The sequence below is a fragment of the Priestia sp. 53B2 genome (assembly GCF_056099005.1).
Genome location: NZ_JBLZXA010000020.1, coordinates 403,876 through 427,989 on the forward strand (window position 1 = coordinate 403,876; position 24,114 = coordinate 427,989).

General features: G+C 37.4%; 23 protein-coding genes. 19 read left to right on the forward strand and 4 right to left on the reverse strand.

Annotation, left to right across the window (positions count from 1 at the left end; all coding sequences use genetic code 11):
- Window positions 1-173 precede the first annotated feature (173 nt).
- Window positions 174-887: a suppressor of fused domain protein gene (locus ACN6NE_RS16220; RefSeq protein WP_129706673.1), complete on the reverse strand. Its 714-nt coding sequence runs from the start codon at window positions 885-887 to the stop codon at window positions 174-176.
- Window positions 888-1,035: 148 nt separating this feature from the next.
- Window positions 1,036-1,746 carry a M50 family metallopeptidase gene (locus ACN6NE_RS16225; protein WP_129706675.1) on the reverse strand — a complete coding sequence of 237 codons (711 nt, stop codon included), beginning with the start codon at window positions 1,744-1,746 and terminating at the stop codon, window positions 1,036-1,038.
- Between the two features lie 203 nt (window positions 1,747-1,949).
- Here ACN6NE_RS16225 and ACN6NE_RS16230 point away from each other — a divergent pair, with 203 nt between their 5' ends.
- From ACN6NE_RS16230 to ACN6NE_RS16285, 12 genes are all read left to right on the forward strand, one after another.
- Complete coding sequence (locus tag ACN6NE_RS16230) at window positions 1,950-3,149, forward strand: amidase (protein ID WP_474325946.1); 1,200 nt, start codon at window positions 1,950-1,952, stop codon at window positions 3,147-3,149.
- Window positions 3,146-4,030 (forward strand): fumarylacetoacetate hydrolase family protein, encoded by an 885-nt coding sequence (locus ACN6NE_RS16235; RefSeq protein WP_474325948.1) that lies wholly within the window; start codon window positions 3,146-3,148, stop codon window positions 4,028-4,030. Before ACN6NE_RS16230 ends, ACN6NE_RS16235 begins: the two co-directional genes overlap by 4 nt.
- Window positions 4,031-4,228: 198 nt before the next feature.
- Window positions 4,229-5,209 carry a UDP-glucose 4-epimerase GalE gene (gene galE / locus ACN6NE_RS16240; protein ID WP_129706682.1) on the forward strand — a complete coding sequence of 327 codons (981 nt, stop codon included), beginning with the start codon at window positions 4,229-4,231 and terminating at the stop codon, window positions 5,207-5,209.
- Window positions 5,210-5,438: 229 nt separating this feature from the next.
- Window positions 5,439-5,621, forward strand: coding sequence for a DUF3973 domain-containing protein (locus tag ACN6NE_RS16245; RefSeq protein WP_013055747.1), 183 nt, complete (start codon window positions 5,439-5,441; stop codon window positions 5,619-5,621).
- A 205-nt stretch (window positions 5,622-5,826) separates the two neighbouring features.
- The gene (locus tag ACN6NE_RS16250; RefSeq protein ID WP_129706684.1) at window positions 5,827-6,216 is read left to right on the forward strand and encodes a PepSY domain-containing protein; all 390 of its coding nucleotides are present in this window, start codon (window positions 5,827-5,829) and stop codon (window positions 6,214-6,216) included.
- 258 nt (window positions 6,217-6,474) lie between these two features.
- A complete protein-coding gene (locus tag ACN6NE_RS16255; RefSeq protein WP_474325951.1) occupies window positions 6,475-7,164 on the forward strand; it encodes a hypothetical protein in 690 nt (229 codons plus the stop codon).
- Complete coding sequence (locus ACN6NE_RS16260) at window positions 7,157-8,758, forward strand: DUF6792 domain-containing protein (RefSeq protein WP_474325952.1); 1,602 nt, start codon at window positions 7,157-7,159, stop codon at window positions 8,756-8,758. The genes ACN6NE_RS16255 and ACN6NE_RS16260 overlap by 8 nt, the downstream gene beginning before the upstream one ends.
- Window positions 8,759-9,121: a hypothetical protein gene (locus ACN6NE_RS16265; RefSeq protein WP_474325953.1), complete on the forward strand. Its 363-nt coding sequence runs from the start codon at window positions 8,759-8,761 to the stop codon at window positions 9,119-9,121.
- Between the two features lie 106 nt (window positions 9,122-9,227).
- The gene (locus ACN6NE_RS16270; protein WP_474325954.1) at window positions 9,228-9,926 is read left to right on the forward strand and encodes a hypothetical protein; all 699 of its coding nucleotides are present in this window, start codon (window positions 9,228-9,230) and stop codon (window positions 9,924-9,926) included.
- Window positions 9,923-10,378: a hypothetical protein gene (locus ACN6NE_RS16275; protein ID WP_474325956.1), complete on the forward strand. Its 456-nt coding sequence runs from the start codon at window positions 9,923-9,925 to the stop codon at window positions 10,376-10,378. Before ACN6NE_RS16270 ends, ACN6NE_RS16275 begins: the two co-directional genes overlap by 4 nt.
- An 826-nt stretch (window positions 10,379-11,204) precedes the next feature.
- On the forward strand, window positions 11,205-11,978 hold the full coding sequence (locus ACN6NE_RS16280; RefSeq protein ID WP_129706692.1) for an EAL domain-containing protein: 774 nt from the start codon (window positions 11,205-11,207) through the stop codon (window positions 11,976-11,978).
- 224 nt (window positions 11,979-12,202) lie between these two features.
- Window positions 12,203-14,176: a sensor domain-containing protein gene (locus ACN6NE_RS16285; RefSeq protein ID WP_474325958.1), complete on the forward strand. Its 1,974-nt coding sequence runs from the start codon at window positions 12,203-12,205 to the stop codon at window positions 14,174-14,176.
- A gap of 22 nt (window positions 14,177-14,198) precedes the next feature.
- On the opposite strand, the gene ACN6NE_RS16290 is transcribed toward ACN6NE_RS16285, so the two are convergent.
- Window positions 14,199-14,513 (reverse strand): winged helix-turn-helix transcriptional regulator, encoded by a 315-nt coding sequence (locus tag ACN6NE_RS16290; RefSeq protein WP_028407725.1) that lies wholly within the window; start codon window positions 14,511-14,513, stop codon window positions 14,199-14,201.
- A gap of 289 nt (window positions 14,514-14,802) precedes the next feature.
- Here ACN6NE_RS16290 and ACN6NE_RS16295 point away from each other — a divergent pair, with 289 nt between their 5' ends.
- Both ACN6NE_RS16295 and gdh read left to right on the forward strand, forming a co-directional pair.
- Window positions 14,803-15,654 carry a GRP family sugar transporter gene (locus tag ACN6NE_RS16295; RefSeq protein ID WP_014461263.1) on the forward strand — a complete coding sequence of 284 codons (852 nt, stop codon included), beginning with the start codon at window positions 14,803-14,805 and terminating at the stop codon, window positions 15,652-15,654.
- 62 nt (window positions 15,655-15,716) lie between these two features.
- Window positions 15,717-16,502 (forward strand): glucose 1-dehydrogenase, encoded by a 786-nt coding sequence (gene gdh, locus ACN6NE_RS16300; RefSeq protein WP_013055759.1) that lies wholly within the window; start codon window positions 15,717-15,719, stop codon window positions 16,500-16,502.
- Between the two features lie 192 nt (window positions 16,503-16,694).
- Here the strand turns inward: gdh and ACN6NE_RS16305 are convergent, their stop codons facing one another.
- Window positions 16,695-17,657: a bile acid:sodium symporter family protein gene (locus tag ACN6NE_RS16305; protein ID WP_013055760.1), complete on the reverse strand. Its 963-nt coding sequence runs from the start codon at window positions 17,655-17,657 to the stop codon at window positions 16,695-16,697.
- A 201-nt stretch (window positions 17,658-17,858) separates the two neighbouring features.
- On the opposite strand from ACN6NE_RS16305, the gene ACN6NE_RS16310 reads away from it, so the two are divergent.
- From ACN6NE_RS16310 to ACN6NE_RS16330, 5 genes are all read left to right on the forward strand, one after another.
- The gene (locus tag ACN6NE_RS16310; protein WP_013055761.1) at window positions 17,859-18,059 is read left to right on the forward strand and encodes a DUF3311 domain-containing protein; all 201 of its coding nucleotides are present in this window, start codon (window positions 17,859-17,861) and stop codon (window positions 18,057-18,059) included.
- Window positions 18,056-19,510: a sodium:solute symporter family protein gene (locus ACN6NE_RS16315; RefSeq protein ID WP_129706696.1), complete on the forward strand. Its 1,455-nt coding sequence runs from the start codon at window positions 18,056-18,058 to the stop codon at window positions 19,508-19,510. The genes ACN6NE_RS16310 and ACN6NE_RS16315 overlap by 4 nt, the downstream gene beginning before the upstream one ends.
- A 575-nt stretch (window positions 19,511-20,085) precedes the next feature.
- Entirely contained in the window at window positions 20,086-21,393 is a 1,308-nt protein-coding gene (locus ACN6NE_RS16320; protein WP_129706698.1) for a sensor histidine kinase, read from the forward strand.
- A 1-nt stretch (window position 21,394) separates the two neighbouring features.
- On the forward strand, window positions 21,395-22,318 hold the full coding sequence (locus ACN6NE_RS16325; protein WP_129706700.1) for a response regulator: 924 nt from the start codon (window positions 21,395-21,397) through the stop codon (window positions 22,316-22,318).
- A 217-nt stretch (window positions 22,319-22,535) separates the two neighbouring features.
- Window positions 22,536-23,807 (forward strand): cation:dicarboxylate symporter family transporter, encoded by a 1,272-nt coding sequence (locus tag ACN6NE_RS16330; RefSeq protein WP_474325961.1) that lies wholly within the window; start codon window positions 22,536-22,538, stop codon window positions 23,805-23,807.
- Window positions 23,808-24,114 lie beyond the last annotated feature (307 nt).

Genomic DNA, 24,114 nt, shown 5'->3' on the forward strand with positions numbered 1-24,114 from the left:
ATCTCCTTTTTTATATCTTCTTTTTTACTATAGCAAAATATACCATGAATCAAAAATAGTACGCTCATATGAAAAGCAGCTTTAAAAAAGTATGTAAACTTGAGTTACATGTAAATAAGGAGTATATTCTACAGGGCTCTATTTCAATAGCAGAAATAAAAAAAGAACCTCTTCTAAATAAGAGATTCTCTTTTAGTCATGGTAATATGATAACTTTTTGACAGCTGAAATGTTTCAGCAAGCTGCCTGCGTCCTTGCGCTCCTTGTTCGCGTACATACTCTAATTCGTTTGGTGTAAGAAGCTTCATGCTAATCAGTTTAATAGATTCGTAAGGTAAAGAGAGGCTAGCTGAAACAGAAGGAGACTGAACGCCTAGCAATATACCAATTTCTCCATTTTTATTTACAAAATGAGACGGTACGTCCAAATCAGTAAATTCAATTGAAAGAATATCGTGCTTCATGAATAGTTCTAGCATATTAGGATGAGCGGCAGCATTTTGACTCATTTGATAAAGAAGGTCAAATGCCCAGTGATCCTGGATATCCGATAAAGGTCCGCGCAGAGATTCATCATCGCATTCGATATAGAATTCTAATCCTTTTCCTTGCTTTCGGCTTTTTTCTTCGGGGGATTGAAACGGATCGGACAAGCCGTCGCTTGCGAGAATAACCGTCTCTGTTTTTTGAACGCGAATAAATGTTTGACGTCCAGATGGCCAAGCAGGCCCGCCAAAAAACATGGGATTTAACAAATGAGTTAATACGTCTCCGTCTACATGTCCAATTGTGTTCCAGTAGTCTTTTCTTTTTGAAATTGATTCCTCAAGAACACGCTCTACTTCTTTTTCCTGCTTCTTTTGCTTCCACTTTAAAAATAATGACAAGTATCCCACACCTCTTTACGACTTCATAGTACCCAATATATACCTCATTTGGGGAACTCGTAAACTATTATTTAGTGCGCAAAAGTAAATTATTCCTTTAAATTATAAAATTACCAAAGTTTTCTTGGGGCATTACCGAATTTTGTCTTTAATAAATCAGGTGAAAAATCAAATAAGCCACATACACGGCCTGTGCGAAAAATAAAAAACCCCAAAAGCGTGCTGAAAGATGGGTAAGCTGCTTTAAACTCGTAGCGTCACCTGCATCGTGTGGATATTTGATGCTTAACACAAAAATAATAAAGGCAGAAAATAGAGATTCTACAAGTAACAGCGCACCAACAAACATCATGCTGTAGCGCGTAAGCTGTGGGTCTTGTAAATAATAAATACCTCCGAGAATCAAACCGATAGAAAAAAGCCACACAATTCCGTATCCGTTACGCACCCAAAGCAGTAAATTAATAACAACAACACTTCCTAACCCGTAAAAAAGCCAGTCGTAGTGATGGTGAACGAGCAGGTAGAAAAACAAATAAGCTATTGCTGAGCTGAACGGGTAGCCGGCTAAGGCAATAATGACGCGCGGCAGCCATCCACGGGATCCCGCGTAGGTGGCAGTCACAGCTACGCCTTCATTATTGGTATAAAGCTCAATGCGATTGACGCCTTTTCCCACAATAAGCCCCATTAACGCGTGGCCATCTTCATGAAACATCGTATTTAAATTTGAAAAATAACGTCCAATATGCCGAAGCAGCTGATTAATGCTAGGAGCAAATGAACCTATAAAGGGAATGCCTCTTGTTAGCACAAAAGCTAATAAAATAAATAAAAAAAGCGTAGTAGATTGTTCCATCGCGATAGTCCTTTTCGTAAAATGATATGTTTCTACTTTACTCGCAAACGTGCTAAAAGGGAAATGAAACGGCTAGTTTCTCTAGGAAAAGAGAAGCTGGGAGATTTACATAATATTAATGTTAACAGACCTGACACATTCATTGACCAGCTTATTCCAAATTTTATATTCTAAACAGATATAAGAAATGAGGAGATGGTCGAATGAAAGATACGTGGAATGCATTTGTAGACAGTGACCTTTACGTACCTCCAACGGGAACGGGAGTGTTAAATAACTTGAGTTTTGCGTTAAAAGACGTATTTGATGTACAAGGACATATATCAAGTGCAGGAAATCCAGATTGGCTCGCCACGCATCAGCCTGCAAGCGAGCATGCAGACGTAGTAGCTGCTCTTTTAAAAGAAGGAGCTGCACTAAAGGGAGTTACGCATACCGACGAGCTTATGTACGGATTAAATGGAGAAAATGCGCATTACGGAACACCGGTAAACCCAAAAAGCGCAGATCGAATTCCGGGGGGTTCTTCGAGCGGATCAGCGGTTGCTGTCGCAGCGGGAATAACTGATTTTGCGATTGGAACAGATACGGGAGGATCAGTTCGAATTCCTTCAAGCTACTGCGGTATTTTCGGGTATCGTCCTTCTTACGGACGCATTTCTACAAACGGTCTGATTCCACTGGCTCCAAGCTTTGATACAGTTGGTGTAATGGCTAGAGAAGGCCACACTCTGCAAAAAGTTGGAGCGGTTTTATTAAATTCAACGTCGCGTGCTAGTGGCTTTACACGGCTGTATGTACCAACAGATGTGGTGGAACTTGTGGATGAACAAAGCATGCGAGCTCTTGTGCCGTCTATCAACCACGTAATGGAGTCTTTCTCTACTATAGAAGAGATAGCGATTGCTCCTCAGGGTTTTTCTACATATATGGAAACCTTCCGTTTGCTGCAAGGAAAAGAAATCTGGCAAACGCACGGAGAGTGGATTCAAAAAGAAAATCCAACGTTTGGAGAAGACATCGGAAGCCGCTTTCAATGGGCCAGCACTCTTACATTATTAAATATGAATTATATAGAAGAAAAGCGTCGTGAACTTCGCTATTTTATGTACTCACAGCTTGGGGAAGAAGGAATATTAGTACTTCCTACAGCTTCAGGACCAGCGCCTGTAAAAGATGCAAAAGGACCGGAGTTAGAAAACAGAAGATCGCGAACACTTCAAATGACGTGTATTGCCGGCCTAAGCGGTCTTCCCCAAGTTACGATACCTGCAGGAGAACTAGACGGTTTGCCAATCGGTTTATCTTTTATTGCAGGATACAACCAAGATGAAAAATTATTAAATTGGGTAAAAGAAAACAGCGATCGTATCATTCAAGCATCGGTAAGGAGCGTATCATGAAGTTAGTAAATATAATAGAGCAAGGGAAAGAACAAGCAGCCATTTTAGACAATGACAGCATTCTGCTTATAGAAGATATCAATACTAAATATTTAACAAACTGGTCTACAACAATTTGGGATCTTATTCAATATAAAGAACTTCGCCACCTTGAAACATGGTACGCCCATAATAAATTTGGTATGAACAGCTCTTTTCCGGTACTGCACGTGCAGGGCAGAAAAACAGCTCCTATCATTAGTAATCCGTCGAAATTATTAGGCATTGGGTTTAATTATGCGGCTTCTGAAGAAAAACTAAAAGACTACGACCGTGCCATTGATCCAGTTAGTTTTTTAAAACCCGCAACCGCCATTATTGGACCAGACGACAGCATTCGTATTCCAAAGCAGTCCTACAAAACAACGGCTGAAGCGGAACTAGCGGTGGTAGTCGGCGAAACGTGTAAGGATATAGAGCCAGATGAAGCCATAAACGTAATTGCTGGTTATACCTCAGCAATTGACGTAACCGCAGCTGATATCCATGCGGCGAATCATCGCTACTTAATGCGGGCGAAAAGCTTTGATACATTTTGCAGTATAGGCTCAGAATTTATCACAAAAGAAAGTATATCAAACGTGAAATCACTTCAAGTGCGCACACTGCTAAACGGAAACGTACAGCATGAAAATACAGTGTCTAATATGATTTACGACATCGCATACTGTGTTTCATTTTTCTCAAAAGTCATGACGCTGCATCCAGGTGATATCATCCTCACCGGAACGCCGGGACCGGCTGTTATTGAAGAAGGGGACTGTATTGAATGTCATATTGAAGGGATGCTTCCATTAAAAAATAAAGTAAAAGATATGAAGAAAGTGCCTCAGCAAATCTAAGAAGAAAACCCGTTGCTTACACGCGCGGGTTTTTAAGTAGAAACGAATATCTTCACACTCAGTTCACAATTAGTAGATATACTAATTGAAAGATAGCATTTGCGTTATCATATACTGAAAAATGAAATATTTACAAATGGAAAAGAAACGGGTACGATATCTGTATCGACACTTAATAAAAAGGAGCTGACTGACAGTATGATTTTAGTCATCGGAGGAGCAGGCTATATCGGAAGCCACCTAGTAAAAGAATTAGTGAAAACAAATGAAGTTGTGGTACTTGATAATCTATCAACGGGTCATCGCTGGGCAATCGATGAGAAAGCGGTATTCGTAGAAGGAAATCTAGGTAATGAGAAAGATTTAGAAAGCGTATTCACAAATCATAAAATTGATGCTGTCATGCACTTTGCTGCTAATAGTTTAGTAGGGGAGTCAGTAACAGATCCTCTTAAATATTATCAAAACAACGTAGCTGCGACGTTAACCCTTTTACAAACAATGATGAAGCACAATGTGAAAAAGTTTATTTTTTCATCTACTGCTGCTACATATGGTATTCCTTCTGTAGATATCATTACAGAAGATACGGCAACAAACCCAATTAATCCGTACGGACGTTCAAAGTTAATGATTGAACAGATTCTAGCTGACTTTGCAAATGCTTATGATATGGAATATGTGGTACTTCGTTACTTCAACGCAGCGGGTGCTTACGAAACAGCAGAAATTGGCGAGTGCCATGATCCTGAAACGCACTTAATTCCAATCATTCTTCAGCACCTGCTTGGTGAACGTGAAAACATTTCTGTATTCGGCTCAGACTACGATACTGCAGACGGAACGTGTATCCGTGACTACATTCACGTAACGGACCTAGCGAATGCTCACATCTCAGCGCTTCAAGCACTGTTAGACGGCTCGAAGAAGACAGCAACGTACAATCTTGGAAACGGCCTTGGCTACTCTGTAAAAGAAGTGATCGAAACGTGTGAAAAAGTAACGGGTAAAAAAGCGAATGTCGTTATGGCAGACCGTCGCGCTGGAGATCCGGCACGCCTAGTTGCATCTTCTGATAAAATCCACGCAGAATTAGGCTGGAAAGCGCAAATTTCATTAGAAAAAATCATCGCATCAGCTTGGAACTGGCACCAAAACAGCGCAAAAGTAACAAATTAACAAAAAAGCCTCTTTTTTCTTTGAAAGAGGCTTTTTTATTACGATTAAACTGATTTATGTTCTAAATAATCATTTTGAAAAGCCAGCGGTTTAGCCTATGGACAAGCCTTCTCCTTTTCGGACATTTTCCCTAAACAAGCACGACTTTTGTTCTTTTCCATATGATGTAGGTAAATATAACATTCACAACTATCCCCGTTTATAAAATAGTCCGCAAGGAGGTTATGATATGTATTACTGTGTAAGATGCTCCAAATTTCATGACGAACAGGAAAAAGAAAACATCTTTCAAAATGGTTTTTACATTGATCCCTATTTGCTTCAAAAAGTTCATTTAGGCATGTGCGTACACAAATCCCCGTCAATCAAACAAATGAGAGCCGTAGAACGATTCGAAACGAAAAAGATGTAGAATTCACATTCACCAATAAGAAGCTAGATCTAATCAGGTCTAGTTTTTTCAGTGAATAACAGCTTTCTTCAGCTATCTTTCATGTAATATTAAGAGAAATTTAAGACAAGCCCGCTATACTAGTTAGTAGACGTATACATAGGATATGGTACGTTAAGAAATTGAAACAGCAGTCCGTTTTATAAACTAGAAAGGATGGCGTCAAATGATTTCTGAAAAACGATCACTTTTGTTGAAAGAACAAGCAAAGCTACTCGCACTAAAAGAATATAAAGGCATTATCAAATCCATATCGCTGAGTAAAATACTTACTCTTCCTATTTATATAGTAGACATCCTTACGTTAAACGGAGAAGAGCACAAAGTAAAAATTAACGCCCAAACCGGCAATATTTTGAAAGAAAAAACAATTCCTTTAACTAAAAGCCGTGCAAAAGCATACGCATTAAGACAGCATAAAGGTATTATCGAATCCGTTGTTCTTGCTAACAAGCAATACGAAATTGTGATTCTTGGACTTGATGGAAAAACCCACAGCGTGAAGATTGACGCTGAAATGGATGTGCTAGCACAAGAAGAGCGAAACGTTCAGTAAACGTCTTATATTATGTAATCAACCTCACTTTTTTGAAAGTGGGGTTTTCTTTATTGAGAGAAATCATTAATAAAGGTAACAATAATAAAACAAGAAACGATTATTTATTTAAAAGAAAGGGTAAGTGATAGTGAAAAATAACCACTTCCTAATTATGGTTCTTTGATTCGTTCTGCTTATGACTCTCCCATTATAAGTATGATAGTATCGAACATGTATAAAACACAGGTTATAACATAATTAAAAGGGTGTGCGACAATGAAAAAACGTACGAAGACCATTATTGCAGTCATTGCAGGAGCTGCTATTTTAATAGGAGGAATATGGATGATAAACGAAAGCCGATACCCAAACGTCCCTGCTTTTGATGATCACTTTACGCGTGAATTCTTAAACAAAGATAAAAAAGTGGATGACGGGTTTTATGAGTTTAAGTCGAAGACAGGGCAGTATACGATGTGGTATCCGGAGGAGTATCAGTTGATTCATGAAAATGACGAAGACTATGTTGTTAGTGGCGACATGTACGAAAGATGGGTAGCATCTTATACTGAAAAGTATAAAAATGACAGTCAAATCAATTCCATAAGTTTAAAATTGTCAGAAGGAAGAGATCCAGAAGATGAGTCTTTTAGTGTAGAAAGTCTTATGAAAAATCGTTTTAATGTGAGTGAACCAAGATTAATAGAAACTTCTAATACTAGAATATACTATCAATCTGCTTATATTTATTTCAAAGGACCTAAAAAGCATGTGGTAAATGACAATAAAAAACATACCCCTAATACATACGTAGCATATGTGGCTGATAAGAACTCGACAAAAGTAATTCAATTATCAATAGATCAGGTAGGAGATCTTATGGAAGATAATGAGCTTGGAAAGAATGCATGGGTTTTAAAAATCTTAAAAAGTATCCATTTTAACGAGGGAAAAGCAAATGGCTAAAGCACCTTTATTGGATAACAATTTAAGAAATAAATTAACTCAGCTTGAATATAAAGACTTATCTAGTAGAAGTAAAGAGATTAAGAAAATATATAAAGATACTACAGGAGAAAATCCTCCTAATTTTAAAGTTTATACTAGTAAAGATATGGGTGTAGGAAACAAATCTGGTTTTGATGGAGCAGCTATTCATTTTTATGATAAGGAGCATCACATCAATGAAGTATACTATATTTTTAGGGGAACAGAACCAAATAAAGATTTCGAAGATGTAGTATATGATGCGCTAGGTATAGGTAGCGGAAAAAAAGATACCCAACTTGAAGATGCTTTGACTATGTATGATAAAGTCGAAAAGAAAATCAAAAAATCGGATATAGGAATTAAACGGTACGGAGATGGCCATTCTCTGGGTGGACATCTTATAGTAACACTGGGGTTATTGAAGAAAAATTTTGTAAGTATAAGAGGGTTAAATGATGCACCAGCAAATGTTAAACAATTGTTGAGGGTAGATAATGATTTTCAAAACTATGTACAAACAGAAAAAGGGAAGATTAAGAATGTTTCTTCTTCTGATCTAGTTCAATTAGCTAATTCTTACTACCAAGAACAGAAAGCTATAATCAGTCATACTTGGGTAAAAGGTGAACCTATGCATGCGCAATCTTTCCCTGGCAGTTGGTATGCAGGTAATAAAGTAACCATGCTTGGAAATATGAATACAGAAGAAATGATTAATATTGGAGAATATCCTCTGAAAAGGTTAGCCAAATGGAACTTATTTTTAAAGCATGATGAAATGAGATATAACTCTGGAGTATCTAATATAATTGGAGGGTTATCTTTAGTAAATGCTCATGTAGACGACAGTGTTCTTCTCAATATTCCATCATATGTTGATGATGTTAAGGAAAAGCCGCTTAAGCATCTTCCTGGGATTGTGCTAGGAACTGAAGGCACATTTTTCTTGACAAAGCAGGCGATAAAAAGCCCTGGAGTTTTGGTGCAAGGGATTAAAGGAATATCTCAAAGAGACCAAGCAAAACTCCACGGAATTAATTACGTTGTCAAATACACAGAAGCTAATGCTATGAAGACGTATTATCAGGTTTTTGATTCAGGATCTCAGGAAGAAATCTTGCTAGATTATGAACAAATGAAGAAGTTTGTTTATTACTGTGCTAATGCCATCAAGGACAAAGAGGCAAACTTAAATGCACTGAAGCAGTATTTACATAGTGAAATTAATGAAGTCTTCGAAGCTAAAAAGAAAAAATTAAAAATGAAAATATCCAGAGAAGAAGCTTCTCCCCAGTCATTCATGGAAAAGGCGGATAAAGACGGAGCCACCCTCGCTTGGTTTGGGCAAAAGCGTGTGGCTGAAAAAGTGACGTTTGACAAAACGTTTGACCCGCTAGACGATAGTGTATTTACCCCTGTTGAAGAGATCATCTCTTCTATTCAAGAGGAAGTTACATACTATCAAAAGTTTCTTGAAGCGTTCTTCCAAAATTTCGAGAAGATGATGGAAGCAGACGAATCGGTAGCTTCAGATATTAAAAGCATGAAAGAAGTAGTAGGGGGGATTTAATTGTTTGATTTCGAGTTTACACACACAGGAACAACGAGCGGTAAATATACGTTCAAATTTGATAGTGATAACTTCAAGGATGAGCAGGCAAAAAGGATTAAAGAGTTAATCAAAAAGGATCAAGAAGTGAATGAAAAACTTTGGCATGCTAAAAGCTATTTAGAAAACCAAACGGGTGAGTTTGTGGATGCGGTTAAAAGTAAATTAGAAGCAGCTGAGCGGGGATATACGCTAAGGGCTCAGCAGTATGATACTGGAGCATTTCAGCATATTATGAGTTTTATGCATTCTGTTAAAGATATGCATAAGAGAGAGTACGAAATTCGATATAAAGAATCAATGGATGAAAGTGAATTAAAATAAGGGATACTGCTATTCCTCAGACAGTGGTCTGAGGAATTTTTATATGTTGAACAATTTACATTAAGTCCCGTTTATTTCAAAAGAATAATAAAGGGAGTGTATGACAATGAAAAAACGTACGAAGACCCTTCCCGCAATCATTGTAGGGGCAGCTATTTTAATAGGCGGAATATGGGGCATAAACGAAAGTCGCTATCCCGACGTTTCAGCTTTTGATGATCACTTCACGCGTAAGTTCTTGAACAAAGGTGAAAAAGTGGCCAATGGATTTTATGAGTTTAAGTCGAAGACTGGGCAGTATACGATGTGGTTTCAGGAAGAGTATCAGCTGTTGCATGAAAATAATCAACAGTATGTAAGAGACGGTAATTTCTATGAAAGATGGAGAGCTTCATCTATTAAAAAGTATGAAGGTGAAAACCAAATAAACAATATACAAGCTACATTTTCAGAAGCGAGAAAACAAGAAAACGAAGAATTTAGTGTAGAGAGTTTATTAAAGAGACGCTTCAATGTCAGTAAACCGGAAAAGCTAGAAACAGATGAAGTTCGAATCTACTATCAATCAGCTTATATCTATTTTAGAGGGACAGAAAAATACGTTATAAATGATAAAAGTAAGCATGCTCCTAATACATATGTGGCATATGTAGCTGATAAAAACTCTAAAAAAGTTATTCAGCTGTCTTTTAATAGTATTGGTGAGCGTTCAGATAACTCTGAGCCTATAAAAGAAGAGTGGTTTATAAAACTTTGTAAAAGTATCAATTTTAATAAGCCAAACAACGGAGATGTAAGAGGATGAAAAAACATACGAAGACTATTATTCCAGTCATTATAGGAGCCGCTATTTTAATAGGCGGCATATGGGGCATAAACGAAAGCCGATACCCCAATGTTCCAGCTTTTGATGATCACTTCACGCGTAAGTTCTTAAACAAAGATAAAAAAGTAGAAGATGGATTTTATGAGTTTAAGTCGAAGACGGGGCAGTATACGATGTGGTTTCCGGAAGAGTATCAAGTTTTACATAAAAATAGAGAGGATTATGCTGTAAATAATGATTCTTACGAGAGCTGGTGGGCTGTTTACAGTGAAGAAGTTGAAGGTAAAACACAAGCGAATTATATAAAAACTGAGTTTTTAACCAGTAATCCTGCAGATGAGAGTATTCACGTTGAGGCTTTATTTAAGGGAAGATTTGAATTAAGTGCTCCTAATAAGATTGAAACTTCACAGACGAGGATTTACTACTAATCAGCTTACATTTATTTCAAAGGCACGGAAAAGCGGGTAATAGTAGATAAAAAGAAACATGATCCTAATACATACTTGGCATATGTAGCAGATAAGAGTTCTAATAAAGTATTACAAATTTCCTTCGATAGTAGTGGTAAATATAAAAGCGGTCATGAAGAAAGAAAGCAAGAATGGTTTTTAAAAATGTTAAAAAATATTCATTTTAAAGAGGGAAAATAGTAGGCAATTTATAGAGAAGAAGAGGTAGCACGTTAGATAAAGAAAGCTATAGGCTTTTCTTTAGCTGTTAGTATATTAGCTGTAGGTACAATGTTTTTTTGAGGAAACGGAAGAGGTTTCCCTTTCTTGTCAGCCTATTTATTTGCCATGTTTTTTTGTAATGCTTTATATGGGCTATTATCGTTAATTTTTCAACGAGCGTCTATTTATCAATATTAGCAATTTGTCTATGATTACAAACTAACGATAAGAGGTTATTGTGCTAAGTATATGGTAAACGTAAATTTCACATATCAACCGCGGTGTTACAAGCAATCTATACTAGCTCCTTTATCCAATTTGTTCGTCTTTAGATGGGATTGATTTGGTTATGTCTTAATCTCTTTTTTTGAAACATCCTTTACAGCCTATCTATCAAAAGTATAAAAGTCTCTAAAACACTTCTTTGTTGCTATTATAAGCCCCGGCAAGTCCCAAAATATTAAATCACCCAATGGAATATCTTACTTTTAATGGACAATTATCTGTTTTTAGGATATATTTTTATAAGTTTAGATTATGGAAGAAATAGTATATTGAAAACGAAAGGTGATTAAACGAAAGAATGGATGCTCATGTTTTAAAGGAACTGACGTATGAAGACTTTCAGTTTGTATATCAGCCTATTTATGCGTTGAATTCGTGGGAGACGCTGGGTTTTGAGGCTTTGCTGCGCACAGCTTTCGCAAAAGGGCAAATTGAAGAGTTATTTTCACTGGCAAGACGCCATAATTATTTGTACAAGCTTGATACGATGGCAATTGAAGGGGCTATAAAGAACTTTCCGTTTGGGGTATTGAAATCAGAGGATGTATTTATCAATGTGTTTCCATCTACTCTTCTCCATCCGCATTTTCAGCTGTTTTTAACGTATCTGTTGAACACCTATAAAAACGCGAAGCATCGCATTGTATGGGAGTTAAATGAAACGCTTCATGAAAAGATTTTATGGGAATCGCCTGCTCTTTTTGCCCGAGTAATGAGTTTAAAAGAAGCCGGTTTCAAAATTGCGATTGATGATTTTGGAGCGGGTGCTGCAGCAATGAGACAAGTAAGCATGTACGAACCTCACTATATGAAGCTAGATCGAAGCTATGCTGAAGGGCTAGCCGACTGCAAGCAAAAGAAAGATCTGATTGATTTGCTTGTTAACTATTATCCGCATACGAATCTCATTTTAGAAGGCGTTGAACGAGATAAAGATTTAGCCGCAGCGATTTCGTTAAACCTACATGCTGCCCAGGGCTATTTGCTGGGCATGCCGCAGTCGATCTCTTCCTACTTAACTTATAATAAGTATCGCAGTTTATTCAGACGAGAAAGGCTGCTGAACTCTTAAACCATACACTTCACTAAATAGATAATTTATCGTAATATAAAAGTGAGTAATTAGACCTATATAAAACATAGATGTCTTGAATTTTTATAAAATTATGTGATTTTGTGCGATTGTTAAAATATTTTAAGTGATAAAGAAGACGTGTTGGTTTGGGAGAATGAGTGAATTGCATATCAAAACAAGACGTTTAGTGAAATTCCAAAGGCAGATGGAGGATATTTAGTATGTATAGTGAAGGGGTATTCCAATTTTATTTTATGAATATGCCGCAGCCTGTTATTTTAATTCAGCAAGAAAGACATCAGCTATATTATAAAGAATGTAACAAAGCAGCTCAGCAATTCTTTGACAAGATGGGAAAAAAGATAATCAATAAAGAAGAAAATCTACTTTTTTACACACTTTGTGAAAAAGCTATTGCCACGAAAGAACCGATTCAATATCAATACATACAGCTTTTTCAGCCTGACCGGCATGCATATGAAGTAACATTTACCCCTCTCTTTAATCAAGCGACAACCCCTTCACATGTCCTTGTCATGGCTCAAGAAATTCATTATAAAAAAACACAGGAAGAGAGCACGCGCTTACTCGATGCGTTTCTAGAAAACACGGTAGACGCCATTCTAATTGCTGATTGTGATGAGAAGGTCTTAACAGTCAATGGAGCATTTGAAAAGCTATTTCAGTGGAGAAAAGAAGAAGTTATAGGAAAAAGCCGTCAAGAGATGAACATCGTGTCAAAGAAAGAAGAAAAAGAAAACCTTAAATTAATCGAAGAATTAAAAAATGGTAAGACGCTGCCTCCTTATGAAACAGTCAGGTACACCAAAAGCGGCGAAAGCGTGTGTGTATCTGTCAGCTGTTCACCGATTTATGATGATCAAAATCAACTGGTCGCCTATTCGGTGATTTACCGAGATATTACACCGATTAAAAAGTTAGAACTGGAGCTTATTGAAAGTAAACAGTGGTACAAGTCGTTATTTACAAATCACCACCACGCAGTTTGTATGCTGGATATGGACGGTACGATTTTAAATATTAACAGCGCATTCTTAGAAACGCTTCAGCTTTCTGCAAGCGATGTGCTGCACCGAAATTACCGAGATATTGCTAAAAGGCTGGGAGTCTGTAATTACAAGTCTTGGAATGTATATGAAGCAATCAGCTGCAGCACAGAGCTAACACTTCGTAGAAGTCAACATTCCGCACAGCACGTGTACATTACAACCATTCCTGTCAAAGTAAATAATCAAACGGTTGGTGCTTACGCAATTTTACATGATATTACGCCTCGAAAAGAAGCAGAAGAACAGCTGGCTTATACAATGAAAGAACTTGAAAACATAAAATATGCGCTTGATGAATCAGCTAGCGTTATGATTCTAGATGCAAATGGAACTATCACTTATATAAACGATATGTATATACGTTATTCAGAGTATCAAAAAGAAGATTTATTGGGGAAGTATTATCGAGATGCAGGGCTTCGTCATGACTTTTCTGAGCTGCGTGAGACAATAAAAAGCGGAAAAGTATGGCGAGGGGAGCTTGAAATGTGGACGAAGCATAATCAGTTGTACTGGGTATCGAACACAATTGTGCCATTAAAAGATATAGACGGAAATATTACTTATTATGTCTCGATTCATAATGATATTACAGAACAAAAAGCGCTAGAGAATAAACTTCATTTTGAAGCTACTCACGATAGTTTAACAGGTCTTCCTAACCGGGCGATGTTATTAAAAGAGTTAAACAAAGTAATTGAAAAAGGGCAGCGAAAAAGCGATGAGTTTTTTGCGCTTTTGTTTCTAGACTGTGATAATTTTAAGCAGATTAACGATGAGTATGGCCATCATATAGGCGACGAATTTCTAAAAGCATACACGAAGAGATTAAAAAGCTGTGTACGGAAAGGCGATCGCATTTATCGTTTGGGCGGAGACGAGTTTATCATTATTTTAAACGTAACAAATGGACGGGAAATTGAACAAATTGCTAGGCAGATTCATGTATCTCTTCAGCAAAACTGGAATGTACGGGGCTATGGTTTGCGCACAACAACTACCATCGGCGTCTCTATTTATCCAGAGGACGGGGAATCGGCTGCTTTATTATTAAAAAATGCAGATGATGCTTTATACAAAGGGAAAAGAGAAGGGAAAAATAATTATATTTTGTATCAAACATAAAAAAGCCTCACGTGAGGCTTTTTTATTTTATCCATGTTTTTGCCCACTTACTGACGGGCCCTAAGATCATACCAAGCTCTGATCCTTTTTTGGTTAAGATATATTCAATGCGAACAGGACGTTCAGGAATAACGTGCCGGATTACAATGCCTTCTTCTTCCAGCTCTTTCATTCGTTCGGTTAACATTCGTTTACTTAAAGAAGGAATGCTGCTGTGAATTTCGCTAAAGCGTTTAGGCCCGCTCATAAGGACATAAATAATCAATCCATTCCATCTTTTTCCGATTATATCGAATGTTTTCCACACTTTTGGACATAACTCATCAAAATCATTCATTGATGTCACCTACTTTATCATATATAGGATATTAAAAGTAACCACTATAATATTATTATATACTAACATTTGGATAATGAAAAGGCTATCTTTTTTTATTTTCAAAACTTTCAGTAGCTTGGAAACGCTGTATTGTAAAGTATTTAAAAAAAGTCACAAAATCGACATATTATTGTTGACGTATCAAGAAAAAAGGTCTAAGATTGGTTACATAAAGTTACCTAGTTAAACAAAAGGTACTTTAAATTTACAATTACATCAAGAGTTTAAGAAAGAAGGTTAGTATCAAATGGATATCCTTTTGGCTATTCTTCCTGCAATTTTCTGGGGAAGTATTGTCCTATTCAACGTGAAATTGGGCGGAGGTCCTTACAGTCAAACGCTTGGGACTACAATTGGTGCGCTGATCTTTTCAGCCGTTATTTACTTCGTAGTTCATCCAGTATTGACGCCGCTTATTTTTATTGTCGGAATCGTTTCAGGATTATTTTGGGCAGTTGGGCAAAGTAATCAGTTGAAAACGATTGATTATATTGGTGTTTCAAAAACCATGCCAATTTCAACTGGTATGCAGCTTGTGACAACATCACTATTTGGTGTTATCGTGTTTCACGAGTGGTCAACAACAACCACCGTTATTTTAGGCGTGTTAGCTCTTATTTTTATTGTTATTGGTATCGTGCTAACATCACTAGAAAGCGAAAAAAACCCAGAGCAATCTGGACAATTCAAAAAAGGGATTATTACCCTTATTATTTCAACAATTGGATACTTAGTGTATGTAGTTGTCGCTCGTTTATTTAATGTAGACGGCTGGTCGGCACTATTCCCACAAGCAATTGGTATGTTAATTGGTGGACTTATACTTACTTATAAACACAAACCGTTTAATAAATACGCAATTCGCAACATTATTCCAGGGTTGATTTGGGCAGCTGGTAATATGTTCTTATTTATTTCTCAACCTAAAGTAGGGGTTGCAACAAGCTTCTCATTATCACAAATGGGAATTGTTATTTCAACGCTTGGCGGTATCTTCTTACTTGGAGAAAAGAAAACAAAGCGTCAGCTTATTTCAATTACGATTGGTATTGTGCTCATCATTTTAGGTGGCGTATTCCTCGGAATGGCTAAAAGTTAACGTTTACGTAAAAGTTAATGATAGTATGTATGAATAAATGAAAACACTGGGAGGATTTTATTATGTATACAGATTTAAAAGATAAAGTAGTTGTAATTACAGGTGGATCAACAGGTTTAGGACGCGCAATGGCTGTTCGTTTCGGTCAAGAAGAAGCAAAAGTTGTTATTAACTATTACAACAATGAAGAAGAAGCTTTAGATGCGAAAAAAGAAGTAGAAGAAGCAGGCGGACAAGCAATCATCGTTCAAGGCGACGTAACAAAAGAAGAAGACGTTGTAAACCTTGTTCAAACAGCTATTAAAGAATTTGGTACATTAGACGTTATGATTAATAATGCTGGTGTTGAAAATCCAGTTCCTTCTCATGAGCTATCTCTAGATAACTGGAACAAAGTTATTGATACAAACTTAACAGGTGCATTCTTAGGAAGCCGTGAAGCAATTAAATATTTCGTTGAAAACGACATTAAAGGAAATGTTATCAACATGTCTAGCGTTCACGAAATGATTCCTTGGCCATTATTTGTTCACTATGCAGCAAGTAAAGGCGGTATGAAACTAATGACGGAAACATTGGCTCTTGAATATGCGCCAAAAGGTATCCGCGTAAATAACATTGGACCAGGTGCGATGAACACACCAATTAATGCAGAGAAATTTGCAGATCCTGTACAACGTGCAGACGTAGAAAGCATGATTCCAATGGGTTACATCGGTAAACCAGAAGAAGTAGCAGCAGTTGCAGCATTCTTAGCATCATCACAAGCAAGCTATGTAACAGGTATTACATTATTTGCTGATGGCGGTATGACGAAATATCCTTCTTTCCAAGCAGGAAGAGGCTAATAGTTTTTAATCGATGCAGAAAAAGAGACATGGCAAAATTGGCCATGTCTCTTTTTCTATACCTAAGCGAATGCCACCCCCCTTGCGGGGTTGGTGGCATTCGCCTAGGTAAAACCTTTTAAAACCTTCTTAAAACAAAGAACTTTTAGGGAACATTCAAGGGAGTTTTTGTTCCCTTATAAGTTTGTTATATTAGCCAGCCATTTTTTTGTTAGAAGAGGGCTGGTTTTTGTCTTTTAGTTTGCTAAAGATAAAGGCTAGCACTGAGCCTGAGATGTTGTGCCAGACGCTGAAGATGGCGCTTGGGACAGCGGCTAGTGGCGAAAAGTGAGTGGAAGCGATAGTGACGCCGAGCCCTGAGTTTTGCATGCCAACTTCCATTGCCACTGCTTTTTGTTTGGCTAGATCCATTCCGCATAAGCGGGCAAAGAAGAAGCCGATTGTGAAACCAAGAATGTTGTGAAGAACAACTACGGCAAAAATGATACCGCCTGTTTTAGCAAGCTGTGCTTGGCTTCCTGCCACAACGGCGGATACAATCAAGACAATCGCGACTACTGAAACAAGGGGAAGAGCTTTGGAACTTGCTTCTGCAGCTTTTCCAAAAAACTTTTTGATTGTAAATCCAAGAGCAAGCGGAATGATGACAACTTGTATAATGGAAATAATAAGAGACATGATATCAATATCGACCCACTTGCTTGCAAATAATAAAATGAGAAGCGGTGTAACAATCGGTGCTAAAATGGTTGAAACAGAAGCGATGGCAACTGCGAGCGCAACGTTTCCTCGAGCCAAAAAGACCATTACGTTTGATGATGTGCCGCTTGGACAGCAGCCTACTAAAATAACGCCCACTGCTATTTCTTTTGGTAAATCTAAGCCAATCGCCAAACCGAATGCAAGAAGCGGCATAATGATAAAATGTCCCACCACGCCTAGTGCTACTTCTTTCGGTCTTCGAAATACTTCACTGAAATCAGACGCTGACAGCGTTAATCCCATTCCAAACATGACAATTCCTAAGAGCGGAACGATGTACTTTCCAATCCATACAAAGTGCTCTGGGAATGAGTAGGCAATAACGGAAATTAAAATAACCCAAAGCGTAAACGTTTTTCCTGCAAATGTACTGATTTTCTCTATTGTTTTCATCTGGACGATACCTCCTGCGAACTATAAGAAGAAATTATACTATTTATTCAGAAAAATTAAAACAGTATTTTTGCAAAATAGTACAGAATATTTTATCTTTTGGAGATTATTTCAGTTTAAATGCAAGCATTCCTTCATTGAATACACAGAATATGTGGTAATATAAAGAAGTTAGTTTTAGAAAGTCGGAGGAGTTTAGTCATGAAATTTATCTATATTTTGTCTGTCCTTCCGTTCGTAGGCATATTAGGTTTTCTCCCTTTTGTTAATCGAGTCACTCCGTTTGTTCTCGGTATGCCATTCAATATGTTTTGGATGGTGATATGGGTGGTGCTTACGTCCATTATTTTAGGGGTTATGTACAAGCTTGATCCCAGAAATCGGGAAGGGGAAGAAGAATGAATAGTGCACTTATTATTATTTTACTATTTTTAGTGGCAGCTATTTTTCTTGGCATACGATCAACCAAAGGCAAGGATATGAACTTGGAGCAGTGGACGGTAGGCGGACGCGGTTTCGGGGCTATTTTAGTGTTTGTGCTGATGGCCGGAGAAATCTATACAACGTTTTCGTTTCTAGGCGGAAGCGGATGGGCTTATGGAAAAGGAGCTCCTGCACTTTATGTGTTAATTTATATTAGCTTATCATATGTCTTATCATACTGGCTTCTTCCTGTTATTTGGAAGTATGCAAGAGATCATAAGCTCGTCTCGCAGCCTGATTTTTTTGTAAGCAAATATAAAAGCCCTTACCTTGGTGTGCTTGTAGCTGCTGTAGGAGTGATTGCTGTCATTCCTGTTATTGTTGTGCAGTTAAAAGGATTGGGTATTATTGTATCACAAGCATCCTACGGCGCCATTTCAATGCCGGCAGCCATTTGGATGGGAGCTATCAGTTTAACGCTGTATGTTATGATATCCGGTATCCACGGTTCTGCATGGACGGCCGTTATTAAAGATATTATGATGTTTGCTGTGATTGGATTTTTAGGCATTTATTTACCTTTTCATTATTACGGAGGATACGGTCCGATGTTTGAAGCGGTGAATACAGCGAAGCCGGGGTTTTTAAAGTTTCCTGAGCAAGGATTAAGCGTCTCGTGGTTTATTTCGACCGTTATTTTACTAGTACTTGGGTTTTATATGTGGCCGCAGGTGTTTAGTTCAAGCTATACAGCGAAAAATGCAAAGGTATTTCGTAAAAATGCAATCATTAGTCCTCTTTATACGCTGATGCTGCTCTTTGTATTTTTTGTTGGATTTGCAGCTATTTTAAAAGTTCCTGGTTTAAGCGGAGGAGACGTGGATCTTGCGCTATTACGGATCTCAATCCAAACCTTTGATCCTTGGTTTATTGGAATTATAGGAGGAGCGGGTTTGCTGACAGCGCTTGTGCCGGGGTCGATGCTGTTAATGAGTGCGTCAACGCTGCTGGCTAAAAACATATACAAACCGTTTGCTCCTCAAGCAAGCGAAGCGCGTATTGCCGTTTTAGCAAAAAGCTTTGTACCGGTTGTAGCTCTTATTTCTGTTTACTTTACCCTAAACGGAGGAACGACGCTGTCAACAATTATTTTAATGGGCTATAGTCTAATGACACAGCTGTTTCCATCTCTGGTTTTCAGCTTGAAGAGAAATAACTTTGTAACGAAACAAGGAGCAGCGTGGGGGATTGTTGCTGGAATTATTGTAGTAGCCTATATTACAATTAGCGGATCTACTATTGGGACGTTATTTCCGTCACTGCCTCAGCAAATGAAGGATATCAATGTCGGATTTATTGCGCTGCTTGTCAACTTTATAGTAATGTGGGCAGTCAGTATGCTCACGAAAAAAAACAGCGTTTCTGAATAAGAAGCGCTGTTTTTTGATTAAACAGTAAAGAGCCAAAGGAATAGAACTATCCTTTGGCTCTTTAAGTGGCTTTTAACCGATAATTTGTAAACTTCCTACATCAACTGATTTACGCTAAAGCGGGAACTCGGTCATTATAGTAAATAACTTCCGATAGGATCTTACACCCTTTAATCTCCTGAAATGTCTTTTTCGCCTCTACCTCTGATTCAAATTCAAACATAGTCGGACTTTGGTTTTTCGAGTAAACGGTAATGATCCACATTGTAAAATAAGCTCCCCCTATAAATAATAGTTTTCCTTTTTAATGTAGCTATCAGGTGATGTAATAATAATTGAATAGTTGTGATACAGCCTCACACTTCAAAAGGTACTTCTACTATACAACAAAAATTACAAAATAAAACAAGAAAATCTAAAAAACTACAAAGAATAATGAAAGAGAATAAATAACCGTTTATATATGGGCTATATTTATAAATGGAAATGGGCATGTAAAAAAATATAGGGAAGAGCGATTGTCTTTTAGATTGCTAAATTATATACTTATGTTCAAAAAGTGCAGGAAGTGAACGATGAAAGTTGATACGGTAGTAAAAAAAGATGTTTTGCTTATTTTGGTGATGATAGTCGTTGTGCCGCTGGCAGGAGAGCTTAAATATTATCCTTTTCATGATACGTATAGAGTTAGCTTTGCTGTGCCCATTTTTTTCTTTTCACTGCTGCTTTTAAGAAGAGTTTCTCCTGTTATACCAGGTATTTTAGTTGCTGGTGCTATAGTGGGTTTTCGGATGTGGCTCGATTGGTATAGCTACGAATCATTTGATTTTCTTCATTCGTTACAAATCAGGTGTTCAGCAGGGGTCTATTATCTCGTTTATGCAATTTCTTTTTCGTGGTTTAAAATTAACGATTTTCATTCAAAGCCGTGGATTATTGGCATATGGAGTATCATCATCGAAACGGTTTCAGGCGGGATGGAATTGTTTTTTATGTATGTGATGGTTCATCATCACATTGTGTTTCCGGAGTTCATGCAGATTTTTATTGTAGGCGTTTTTCGAAGTTTTTTTGTTTTATGCCTGTTTAGCATGATCAAGCTTTACGAAGGGCAGCTGAGAGAACGACAAATCTCTCAAAAAAATGATCAGCTGCTTGTTGTGCTTTCAAATTTATATGAGGAATCCATTCATTTGAAAAAAACGCTGCAGGACGCTGAGAGAATTACGAAAAAGTCGTATGATTTATATGAAGAATTACACGAAGCGGATATCCACCAGCTTACTTCGCTGCACGAATTTAGCCAAAAAGCATTACAAATTGCAGGAGAAGTACATGATATTAAAAAAGACAACCAGCGGATATCAGCAGGGCTATCCAAGGTCATTACAAAAGAAGAATTTTCTGAGTATATGGAAATCGAAAGTCTGCTTCAAATCGTCATGCGCAGCAATGAAAAATATGCGGCGATGTTAGCAAAAGATATTCATTTTTCATATTCGATTCTAGGAGAGCACTCTCGCTATCACGTGTACTTATTTTTGTCATTAATTAATAACCTAGTAACGAATGCAGTTGAAGCAATTGAAAAAGAAGGGACGATTATTATCGACGTATGCCGAGAAGAAGACCGAATCTTACTGTATGTGAGAGACAGCGGTCCTGGCGTGAAAAAAAGGCATGAACGTCTCATTTTTAAAGCGGGATTTACATCCAAATATGCAAAGGACGGGACGCCTTCTACGGGTCTTGGGCTTGTCTACGTTAAGCAAATGACCGAGCAGCTGGGAGGGAATATTCAATTTGTTAATCTGTCTCCAAGCCCAGGTGTTCAATTTGCTATAGATTTACCTATTTCTACGTTAATGGGGGATAAGGACTAATATGCGATTTTATATCATAGATGATGACGAAGTCTTTCGTTCAATGTTAGCCGAAATTATTGAAGATAATGATCTAGGGGAGGTTATAGGAGAAGCAGAAGACGGGATTGTGTTAAATGATCAAGTTTCTTTATTGCAGCAGATCGATATTTTATTTATCGATTTGTTAATGCCCATTCAAGATGGAATCGAAACCGTGCGCAAAATAAAGGATAGTTTTAAAGGGAAAATTATTATGATGTCACAAGTAGAAACGAAAGATTTAATTGGAAAAGCCTACTCGCTTGGCATTGAATACTATATTACCAAACCGCTCAATCGTATGGAAGTGCTCATGGTCATTCAAAAAGTAATTGAACGAATTCAAGTTCAACAATCGATGGAAAAGATTCAAGAATCGTTAAATACCGTACTTAATGTAGGAAATCAGCAAAAGACGCCTCCTTTTGGTAAAAAAGAAAGCGATCCGGCAGAAGCCTGCAGGTTTCTTTTAAGAGAACTTGGGATTTTAGGAGAAAGCGGAAGTAAAGATTTGATTGAAATCATCAATTACCTGCATCAAACGGAAAAAAGCACGATGTATGAACAGCATTTTCCGTCTCTCAAAGAAATCTTTGAGAAAATTACCGTGAGAAAGCTTGGTTCATCTTTTTCAGAAGACGTGCTGCAAAAAGAAATGAAAGCAGCCGAACAGCGAGTAAGAAGAGCCATTTATCAGTCTTTAAATCATTTGACCTCTCTTGGTATGGTTGATTTCTTTAATCCTAAATTTGAAAATTATGCTTCTAAGTTTTTCGATTTTTCAATGGTGCATCAGCGCATGCGAGATATAGAAAAAGGGACGGGAAAAAGCAGCACTCCGAGTCGTATAAACGTAAAAAAATTTATTCAAATGCTCTATTATGAAGTCAAACAAACGCTGTAGTAAAAAAACTACAGCGTTTTCATTTTGTAATTTTCTAAAAACTTTTTTGTTAGTTTCAGTAGGTTTTTGTTAGATTTTGTGATGCCTGTGATAATGTAATCTTATGAATAAAAGAACTACTTAATAAACAGTTCTTAATGGAATTGTATCTGTTGAATACATTAAGTGCAAATAAACAGCTTCGAGCTGTTAGAAAAAAGAAGGAAGGTGCAAAGATATGTTCAAAAAGCTTGGATTAGCAGGACAAATTCTAATTGGTTTGATTGCAGGTATTATTGTAGGGGCTATTTTTTACGGAAATCCTAAAGCAGTTGAGGTGCTCCAGCCAATTGGAGACGTATTCATTCATTTAATTAAAATGATCGTGGTGCCGATTGTTATATCTAGTATCATTGTGGGCGTTGCGGGTGTTGGTGATATTAAGAAGCTTGGTAAATTAGGCGGAAAAACAATTCTTTACTTTGAAATCATTACAACGGTTGCCATTGTTGTAGGCTTATTAGCAGCTAACTTGCTTCACCCTGGTACTGGTGTGGACCGCAGCGGTCTTGAAAAATCAGATATCAGCAGCTACACATCAACGGCAGAAGCTACAGAGCAAAAAGGATTTGTAGAAACATTTGTTCACATCGTTCCAACGAATTTATTTGAGTCAATTGCTGCAGGCGACATGCTGCCAATTATTTTCTTCTCGGTCCTATTTGGACTTGGAATTGCATCAATCGGTGAAAAAGGCAAGCCGGTTTTAAGGTTCTTTGAAGGCACGGCAGAAGCGATGTTTTGGGTAACGAATTTAGTTATGAAGTTTGCACCGTTTGGCGTATTTGCATTAATCGGTGTAACCGTATCAAAATTTGGACTAGCGTCTCTGATTCCGCTTAGTAAGCTTGTAATTGTTGCTTACGGCACAATGATTTTCTTTGTATTAGTTGTACTAGGACTTGTAGCTAAATGGGCAGGCGTTAACATCTTCCACTTATTAAAAGTGCTAAAAGATGAATTGCTATTAGCATTTTCAACTGCAAGTTCAGAAACAGTATTGCCGCGTATTATTGCGAAAATGGAAAAGTTCGGATGTCCTAAAGCAATTACATCTTTTGTTATTCCGACGGGATATTCGTTTAACTTAGACGGATCTACTCTTTATCAAGCGCTTGCTGCAATTTTTATCGCGCAAATGTACGGTATTGATATGAGCATCACACAGCAAATCTCACTGATATTAATTTTAATGGTTACATCTAAAGGAATTGCAGGAGTTCCTGGCGTTTCATTTGTTGTACTGCTTGCAACGCTTGGATCTGTAGGACTTCCGGTAGAAGGGCTTGCTTTTATCGCTGGAATCGACCGTTTGTTAGACATGGGACGTACAGCGGTAAACGTAATTGGAAACTCACTTGGTGCAATTGTCATTTCGAAGTGGGAAGGTCAATTTAACGATAAAGACAAGGAAGCTTATATTAACGAAGTAACAAAAAAAGTATCGTAACAACAAAGAGTCTGGGACAAAAGCATTGTAGTTGAAGAAAGATCCGAACGATTATTCGTTCGGATTTTTTTCATGTTGATGTAGATTTTATCTGTGCAGTTGCTTCTAGTTGTTGATTGGAGAACAACTAGAAGCAACTGTGGAAAGCGAAATCTTGTATGGAAATCAACGGCCGTGCAACAAGTGATCCATACCAGCTCATTTATCCAATTTATTCGGCTTTAGATGGGATTTATTTAGTTATGTCTCAATCTTTTTTCATTTGAATTTGCTTTGAAAAATTGGGAATAGTAACTAAAGATGAAAA

What these genes read in the sequence shown, in the direction of transcription:
- ACN6NE_RS16225 (WP_129706675.1), bottom strand. Translation starts at nt 1,746, where the DNA reads ATGGAACAATCTACTACGCTTTTTTTATTTATTTTATTAGCTTTTGTG.
- ACN6NE_RS16230 (WP_474325946.1), top strand. Translation starts at nt 1,950, where the DNA reads ATGAAAGATACGTGGAATGCATTTGTAGACAGTGACCTTTACGTACCT.
- ACN6NE_RS16235 (WP_474325948.1), top strand. Translation starts at nt 3,146, where the DNA reads ATGAAGTTAGTAAATATAATAGAGCAAGGGAAAGAACAAGCAGCCATT.
- galE (WP_129706682.1), top strand. Translation starts at nt 4,229, where the DNA reads ATGATTTTAGTCATCGGAGGAGCAGGCTATATCGGAAGCCACCTAGTA.
- ACN6NE_RS16245 (WP_013055747.1), top strand. Translation starts at nt 5,439, where the DNA reads ATGTATTACTGTGTAAGATGCTCCAAATTTCATGACGAACAGGAAAAA.
- ACN6NE_RS16250 (WP_129706684.1), top strand. Translation starts at nt 5,827, where the DNA reads ATGATTTCTGAAAAACGATCACTTTTGTTGAAAGAACAAGCAAAGCTA.
- ACN6NE_RS16255 (WP_474325951.1), top strand. Translation starts at nt 6,475, where the DNA reads ATGAAAAAACGTACGAAGACCATTATTGCAGTCATTGCAGGAGCTGCT.
- ACN6NE_RS16260 (WP_474325952.1), top strand. Translation starts at nt 7,157, where the DNA reads ATGGCTAAAGCACCTTTATTGGATAACAATTTAAGAAATAAATTAACT.
- ACN6NE_RS16270 (WP_474325954.1), top strand. Translation starts at nt 9,228, where the DNA reads ATGAAAAAACGTACGAAGACCCTTCCCGCAATCATTGTAGGGGCAGCT.
- ACN6NE_RS16275 (WP_474325956.1), top strand. Translation starts at nt 9,923, where the DNA reads ATGAAAAAACATACGAAGACTATTATTCCAGTCATTATAGGAGCCGCT.
- ACN6NE_RS16280 (WP_129706692.1), top strand. Translation starts at nt 11,205, where the DNA reads ATGGATGCTCATGTTTTAAAGGAACTGACGTATGAAGACTTTCAGTTT.
- ACN6NE_RS16285 (WP_474325958.1), top strand. Translation starts at nt 12,203, where the DNA reads ATGTATAGTGAAGGGGTATTCCAATTTTATTTTATGAATATGCCGCAG.
- ACN6NE_RS16290 (WP_028407725.1), bottom strand. Translation starts at nt 14,513, where the DNA reads ATGAATGATTTTGATGAGTTATGTCCAAAAGTGTGGAAAACATTCGAT.
- ACN6NE_RS16295 (WP_014461263.1), top strand. Translation starts at nt 14,803, where the DNA reads ATGGATATCCTTTTGGCTATTCTTCCTGCAATTTTCTGGGGAAGTATT.
- gdh (WP_013055759.1), top strand. Translation starts at nt 15,717, where the DNA reads ATGTATACAGATTTAAAAGATAAAGTAGTTGTAATTACAGGTGGATCA.
- ACN6NE_RS16305 (WP_013055760.1), bottom strand. Translation starts at nt 17,657, where the DNA reads ATGAAAACAATAGAGAAAATCAGTACATTTGCAGGAAAAACGTTTACG.
- ACN6NE_RS16310 (WP_013055761.1), top strand. Translation starts at nt 17,859, where the DNA reads ATGAAATTTATCTATATTTTGTCTGTCCTTCCGTTCGTAGGCATATTA.
- ACN6NE_RS16315 (WP_129706696.1), top strand. Translation starts at nt 18,056, where the DNA reads ATGAATAGTGCACTTATTATTATTTTACTATTTTTAGTGGCAGCTATT.
- ACN6NE_RS16320 (WP_129706698.1), top strand. Translation starts at nt 20,086, where the DNA reads ATGAAAGTTGATACGGTAGTAAAAAAAGATGTTTTGCTTATTTTGGTG.
- ACN6NE_RS16325 (WP_129706700.1), top strand. Translation starts at nt 21,395, where the DNA reads ATGCGATTTTATATCATAGATGATGACGAAGTCTTTCGTTCAATGTTA.
- ACN6NE_RS16330 (WP_474325961.1), top strand. Translation starts at nt 22,536, where the DNA reads ATGTTCAAAAAGCTTGGATTAGCAGGACAAATTCTAATTGGTTTGATT.